Source organism: Komagataeibacter intermedius TF2 (assembly GCF_000964425.1).
Lineage (GTDB): Bacteria > Pseudomonadota > Alphaproteobacteria > Acetobacterales > Acetobacteraceae > Komagataeibacter > Komagataeibacter intermedius.
In genome coordinates this window covers 1-7,329 of record NZ_BANF01000120.1, presented here as the reverse complement: position 1 = coordinate 7,329, position 7,329 = coordinate 1, and the positions used below count along the sequence as shown (strand labels likewise).

The following is a 7,329-nucleotide window of genomic DNA, read 5'->3' as shown; positions in this document are numbered from 1 at the left end:
TCTTTGTCTGGTAGGCGATGGAGCGCACTTCGCGTTCGGCCAGTAACGCGATATTTTCTTCTTCTCGGCCATAGGGTTTATGCTCCGGTAAACCCAGGGTAGTTCAGTTTCTGGAAGAAGCCGAGCTGGACTATTCCATCTGTCCTGGACAGGTTCTTGCCGGACATTCTGGTCAGATACTCATGCGGCTGAGGTTGACAAGCCAGTCACAGAACAGCTCAGCCTGACTACTACGCGGTGTGCGGGCCGTCAGCACATAGCCCCGGCGACTTCTGAGTGGTTTCTGCCAGACTTTGACCAGCACGCCGCTTTCCAGACAGGTATCAACCAGCGGCCGCCACCCCAGCGCGATGCCTTCCCCTTGCATGGCAGACTGCAGCAGCAGGGGATAGTTGCCAAAAGCCCGGAAACGTGCCGTCTGCTGGCTGCCCCGCACTGACGGGTTCGGGTCCATCCGGGCAAACCAGTCCGTCCATGTAAACCACAGGTTCTCATGTCCATTCAGGTGTAGAAGATGTGCACGTCCCAGATCAGCCAGTGTCGTAAAGGGACCATGGGTGCGCGCGTACGCGGGACTGCATACAGGATAGACTTCCTCCTCAAACAGCGTAACGCGGTTTTCGCCTGATTTACGGACGGCAGCCTCAAACAGGATGGAGACATCCGCCGTTATCCCCAAGGGGGGCTGGGCCTGTAGCGCTTGGGTTGTCAGGATCTGGATTTTTATGCCCGGACAGATTTTTTCAAAATCCGGCAGACGGGAAATCAGCCAGTTGGCGGCAAAACCATAATCTGTCAGCACATTCAGGACTCTATCCCGGCTAACGGCCGTAGCCTGTTCTAGCGCAGTCCTGATGGTAGCCCGTGCTTCCGACGCCGCGGCAACTAGCGTGCGGCCAACCTCGTTCAGCGCAACCCCGCGATGTCTGCGCATGAACAGCGGCATACCAACGACACGTTCGATATGGCCAATCTGCTGGCTGACGGCGGGCTGGGTCATGCCCAGTTCGGCCGCAGCAGCGCTGAAACTGCCTAGACGGCCCGCCGCTTCGAGCACCCGCGCATTACCCATTAGATAATCAACTATGTATCCTGTCATAATTATTAATTATACCACGCATAAGAACAAAATGACATCACAAACCACATTAACTGATGCATATTAATTTCATACACAATTCACTATCGTAATACGTTGTATATTCGTGAGATAGAGACCCATGCTCGAGCAGCAGTCCAACCGTCCCAATTTCCTTGTGGTGCTGGCAGATCAGCTGACGGCAGCGCTGCTTCCCGCAGTTCTGGGCGGTCGCGATCCATCGCCCGTCATCGTCCCCAACCTGACGGATCTGGCAGGGCAGGGCGTGGTGTTTGGTAACGCTTATACCAACAGCCCATTATGTGGTCCGTCGCGGGCGGCGTTCATGAGCGGCCTCCTGCCCACCATAAGCGGCGTGTATGACAATGCCTGTGAATGGCACGCCGATACTCCGACATTCGGCCACCGGCTACGACTTGCAGGGTACCGGACGATCCTTTCGGGCAAGATGCATTTTGTCGGGCCGGACCAGTTGCACGGGTTTGAGGAACGCCTGACAACCGATATCTACCCTGCCGATTTCAGCTGGGTGCCTGACTGGCTGCACCCGGAAATCCGGCCGGACTGGTACCATTCCATGGATTCAGTTCATCAGGCCGGTCCGGTCGTACGCAGCAACCAGATCGATTATGACGAGGAAGTCGCCTTCGCCACCCGCCGTAAGCTGTATGATCTGGCCCGCACGCGCGATGGGCGTCCGTTCTGTATGCTGGTCTCCTTCACCCATCCACATGACCCATTCAATATCGGGCAGGAATGGTGGGACCGGTATGCTGGTGTCCCCATTCCGTCGCCCCAGGTAGATCTGGCACAGGATCCTCATCCCGCCGTTATCCGCATACGTGAGGCGTGCGGCATTACGGCCGACCCCGCGACGCCACAGGCAGCCCTGCGTGCGCGGCGGGCCTATTTCGGCGCAATTTCGTATATCGATCATCAGGTAGGACGGCTGCGCGCGGTGCTGCAGGAAACGGGGCTGGACCGCGACACGGTGATTGTATTCACCAGTGATCATGGTGAAATGCTGGGCGAGCACGGTCTGTGGTACAAGATGTCCTTTCATGAAGGGGCGTCGCGCGTGCCGCTGATATTCAGTGGCTTGGATTTTTTTCGCCCTCGCATTGTACGCGATGCGGTCTCGCTGGTGGATGTGGGGGAGACGCTGTGCACACTGGCGGGAGCGCCACCTGCACCCCGCACCGATGGCCGCAGCCTTGTTCCCCATCTGAATGGATTAGGCGGCCATGATGGCGTGTTTGGCGAATATTGCGGGGAAGGCACGACAGCGCCCGTGAGCATGATTCGCCGCGCCCAATGGAAGTTCATCCATACCCCCGGCGAACCCGACCAGCTTTTCGACCTGAACGATGATCCGGATGAAACCCGCAATTTGAATGGCAGCAATGCTGCGGCAGCCATACTGGCGGCCTTCAGGGAAGAAACGCATAAGAAATGGGATTATGCCCGCATTACCCGCGATGTCATTGCCAGCCAGCAACGGCGGCAACTGGTCAGCCGCTCGCTGGCGATGGGGACCTGTACCCACTGGGACTACCAGCCTCCGCCCAATGCCCACAACGCATACATCCGCAATCACAAGCCTCTGGAAACGCTTGAGACTGAAGCGCGGCTTTATCCTCCCAGTGTCCGGTGAGACATTCGCCATGAACCGTATTCCCACCCTGTCATATGTGACGACATTCGTCTTCGCCCTTTCGGCTGGCACGCTACCCTGCGTCTGTGCATCCTTTGCGGCAGACCTGACCGATACCCAACCCGCCGCAAAACGGTCAAAATCGTCGCGCTATGCTCCCGGAACGACGATGGCCAGCGACAGACCTGCAAGGAAAGACGCAGGTGGCGTGGAGGAAATAACCGTCCGTTCCACGCGGCGGACCCAGCGATCAAGCACCATTCCTGCCTCCATCGTCGCCCTGTCTGGCAACACGTTGCAGACTACGGGCGTGCGGGATGCCCTGACCCTGGCCCATGACGTTCCGGGGCTTATGGCCGAAACCACATCAGGCTCCGCCAATCCGCGCTACCGTCTGCGCGGTATCGGCACGAATGACTTCTCGGCCAACATGACCACGGCGGTCGGCGTGTCGGAAGATGACGTGTTTCTGGACAGTGGGGCCTCGCAGGGGGTACCGATCTATGATCTGGACCATGTCGAGGTATTCCGTGGACCGCAGGGCACATTGCAGGGCAAGAATACCACAGCGGGCACCGTCAATTACTATACCAAACGACCCACCAATCATCTGGACGGCTACGTGCGGGGCACGGCTGGCAATTATGGGCGGCTGGGGGAGGAAGGGGCGATTGGCGGCCCTATTGTCAAGGATCGCCTGATGGCGCGCTTTGCCATCACCAACCAGGATTTTTCCGGCCAATACCATGATAGTTACCGGAAGGAAGATGCCAACGGTTACCAGTATTACGACATGCGTGGCGAGATACTGGCCAAGCCCACTGATAATCTGAGCATACTCGTCAAAGGTCATATCGGGCGTAACAAGACCGATGTGGAACTGGACCATGTGGGCCTGCTGGCCGGGGGGAAGGATGATCAGGGCTATGCCCAGACATCGGCCCGCAACCTGCAGAACAATGGCCGGAGTGACGCGACAACGCGCCGGTCGGGTCTGTCGGTCAATGCGCAGTACGCCTTTGCCCATGGCTGGACACTGACGGATATTTTCGGGCTGGAATGGAATCACTTCAATGTCTTTTCCGACGATGACGCTAGTCCTGCCCCGATCGACTATCAGGAAAACATCGGCGGCGTCGCGCGTGTGCTGAGCAATGAAATCCGCGTTGCATCGCCCCAGAGCAAAAAGATACGCTACATCGGCGGTGTCTATTACATGCGCAACCTGACCCAGTCCTACAGCCAGCAGCCACTCTACAGCCCGGTTGATTTTGGCGCGGGCGGCAACGCGTCCAGTTTCAATATCAACACACAGGATGCAGCCGTATTTTCCGCTATTTCGGTTGACCTGATGCCCCGGCTGACGCTGGATGTCGGCGCGCGTTTCACATCGGAAACCCGTCAGGCCAATGGCGAGGCGTGGGCCTATGCCACGCAGGCTGGCAGCCCCTATAATACATCCGACCGGGTGCTGACCTACATCAACACCAACACGAACACCTATATCGATCCCGCGACAGGCAGCGCCATCAACGGTCCGACGCTGAAAAAGACGTTCAACAGGGACAGCGAGGACGCCAGCCTTAAATACCGCTTCAACAGCAACATCATGGGCTATCTCCGCTATGCGCGGGGGTTCCGTACTGGCAATTACAATACCTATGTTGCCACGGCGTCTGATTTTAGCCTGTATAACCCGGAAACGCTGACAGACTACGAAGGTGGAGTCAAAGCTCGGCTGTGGAAGGGACGCGCCCAGATCAACCTGAGCGGCTTCCATTACGACTACGACAACATGCAGGTCACGATCTTGCAGAATACCGGTACGCACACCACCAATGCCGCCAGCGCCGTATCCAACGGCTTCGAGTTCGAGGGGCAGGTGCGACCGCTAGATAATTTTCTCGCGACATTTGGTGTAACCTATCAGGACGCCCATTACACCAGCTTTACCAATGCCAGCGCGCCCACGCCGTTCAATGGCGGCAATCCGGTCAATCTGTCCGGACAACCGCTGGAGCGCGCGCCACGTGTCACCGCCAATCTGCTGCTTAGTTACACATTGCCCGTCTCATTCGGTGACTTCGCTTTCCAGACAGACTGGCGTTACACCAGCCGTTACCGTTTTCAGGCATGGTCGGACGCCACGCCCACCACACCGGGTGCGCTGCTTTCATCCGCGCAGGCACAGGCTCTTGTCCGCAACGCTTTTTCACAGAAACCAGTCCTTATGGGCAATGTGCGCGTAGCCTGGCATTCGCTGGACAAGAAAACTGAAGTGTCCTTCTGGATGCATAACATTACCAATCAGTTGACTTATACTAATGCATTTGGGGAATTTTTCAACGGCAATATCAGCCGCTATCCCGGTGAACTGCGCAGCTTTGGCTTTGAGGTCTTCCGTTCCTTATGACCAGTACCAACGAACTCCGCGCACCAGCGGAGACTGCCGGACGATGGGAATGGGTGGGTATCAGCGCCGCTGACTGCGCGGCCCATAGCATGAACTCGCTTGGACCGTTCGCGGTCAGTGCGCTCATGACCGACCTGCATCTCAACACTTTTCAGGCAGGAATTTGGAGCACGGTCGAAATGCTGGCCTATGCTGGGGCTATGTTCGGTATCTCGCCATGGGCTGCGGGTCTACACCTGCGCCGGGTGGCGCTGGTGGCAGGTATCATGGTCGTCGTGGCTCAAGGTACTTCTGCCATTGTGGCCAGCTATGGTATACTACTGGCACTGCGCCTACTGGCCGGGACGGGACTGGGTATGTTGAATGCTGTGGTCAATATCGGCACTGCCCGGTCTCATGCGCCCGCACGCAGGTTGTCGCTGGTCATGATCGTGCAGACCGTGGTGTTCACCATCGCCAGCCTGCTTCTGCCGCAGGCGACGGCACTCGGGGGCAGGGCAGGGGTATTCGGCTTTCTGGCGCTGCTGGTCGTCTTCCTCCTACCCCTTATGGGGTTTACGACCTCCCGATCGAGCATACCCCGGTCTCATCGTGTGTCCATAACCCGGTCAGGCGAACGGTCTTGTGTCCATCCCCGGTTCATTATTGCCGCCGTTGTTTTCTATACCAGTGGCAGTCTGGCCATATGGCCATTTTCCGCCCATGTGGGGCATCTGGCTGGATTGACGAATACGGCGTTTGGCTGGCTTGCAGCGGTTGCTAATATAGGTGGTCTTGCAATGTGTATCGCAGGCTCGCTGTTGGGGGATGGTAGGGCAGCCTTCCGTCTGCTGGCACCCGCCGTCCTCCTAACCGCGCTGGCTTGTGTCGTGCAGGCCGTTCCGTGGAGCATTCCCGCCTTCTGCACGGCGTTCCTGCTTAATTATGCACTGTGGTTTTTCATCTATCCCAATCTGATCGGCATCGCTTGCCGCATGGACCCGACCGGCAGGCTGGCGACCCTGTGCAGTGGGGGGTGGATGATATCACAGGCCAGTGTGACCCCGCTTTCCGGGTTGCTGGGACGCAATGGGCATTTCCTTGGCGTTGGGCTGCTGGGCATGGGCAACTGTCTGGTCAGCACCCTGCTGGTTGTCGGTCTTTATTTTAGCATGCATGGTAGGACTCGTAATCGCTCCATGTCCCAGCATCGATCGTGTAAAAATAAGCAGGTATATGTACGATCAGGACTAGATACCTATTTTTAGGGATCCTAAGGCAAATCAACCTCGATCACCGAGAGATGATCGATAAACGCGATCGCGAAGCTGGCGGTTTCGCGGGCTGCACTGGCTCTATGCGCGGCTTCGGCATACAGCGCATGGGCCGCAGCTACCGCTTCTGGCTTGGATCCCGCGTTGGCAATAACGCCGCTGTAAGCACCTAGTGCGCCCCGCCCCGGTGACATAAGTGTCAGGCGAGCGTCTCCCCCGGAAAGGGTCAGAGTGGTCACACCATCGGTGATATAGTCTACCGGACCGCTGACTGCGGCAATCGTGCCGGTGCGCGCGGCCAGATTCTGCAAAAAAGGTTGGGCTTGATCGGATGTTAACGTGGTATCGATACCGCGCCCGCTACCTGTGCCGTCGGCCAGGGCGATCAGTTCCGAAGCATTATCCCGGATCGCGGTCAGGCGGAACGTCAGCAGATCCCACACGACCTGATCGTAGGCTGGCGCGTCAGTCCCGACCGCTAGCAGGACGTTGGCCGACAGGGTGGCGGCGATGTAATTCGTGATGCCGTAGCAGAACGGCTTGCGTGCTTTGAAGCACATGAATTCCTCACTTACGCTCAGGGATGTCCAAGAACGCGCATCCATTACGATCCTTTCTGTTTCACTAGGCCATACCGGCCAGCATTGGCCGGTTCATAGCCGATCGGTTAGCTGTGACATGCCACTGAGCACGCGGGATCGACGGTCCATCCGTTCATCGGATCATCATACAGGCGCCTGAAGGGAAGATGGGTCGCCGCCGTGGCCAGAGCCAGCCTCGCCGCAATACAGAATCGGCATGCAGTCTGATTGACGCGTCCAGAACTATCGTATGGCTTGTGTCTGCCTGCATCCAACCGGCTGTTAATTTTCACTGAGAACTGATGGTGTGGACGGCTCCCTGTGGTCCT

At 57.7% G+C, this 7,329-nt stretch carries 5 protein-coding genes; 3 read left to right on the top strand and 2 right to left on the bottom strand.

Annotated features, from left to right (window positions below; all coding sequences use genetic code 11):
* Positions 1-172: 172 nt before the first annotated feature.
* Positions 173-1,099: a LysR substrate-binding domain-containing protein gene (locus tag B7449_RS13445; protein ID WP_048883698.1), complete on the bottom strand. Its 927-nt coding sequence runs from the start codon at positions 1,097-1,099 to the stop codon at positions 173-175.
* A gap of 121 nt (positions 1,100-1,220) precedes the next feature.
* Here B7449_RS13445 and betC point away from each other — a divergent pair, with 121 nt between their 5' ends.
* Genes betC through B7449_RS13430 form a run of 3 tightly spaced genes read left to right on the top strand, consistent with a single transcriptional unit; the run spans position 1,221 to position 6,413 of the window.
* Positions 1,221-2,753 (top strand): choline-sulfatase, encoded by a 1,533-nt coding sequence (betC, locus tag B7449_RS13440; RefSeq protein ID WP_025440093.1) that lies wholly within the window; start codon positions 1,221-1,223, stop codon positions 2,751-2,753.
* Positions 2,754-2,763: 10 nt separating this feature from the next.
* Positions 2,764-5,166 carry a TonB-dependent receptor gene (locus B7449_RS13435; protein WP_039736189.1) on the top strand — a complete coding sequence of 801 codons (2,403 nt, stop codon included), beginning with the start codon at positions 2,764-2,766 and terminating at the stop codon, positions 5,164-5,166.
* Entirely contained in the window at positions 5,163-6,413 is a 1,251-nt protein-coding gene (locus B7449_RS13430) for an MFS transporter (protein WP_110557782.1), read from the top strand. The genes B7449_RS13435 and B7449_RS13430 overlap by 4 nt, the downstream gene beginning before the upstream one ends.
* A 5-nt stretch (positions 6,414-6,418) precedes the next feature.
* Here B7449_RS13430 and B7449_RS13425 read toward each other — a convergent pair whose 3' ends face one another.
* A complete protein-coding gene (locus B7449_RS13425) occupies positions 6,419-7,024 on the bottom strand; it encodes a hydroxyethylthiazole kinase (RefSeq protein WP_025440090.1) in 606 nt (201 codons plus the stop codon).
* Positions 7,025-7,329 lie beyond the last annotated feature (305 nt).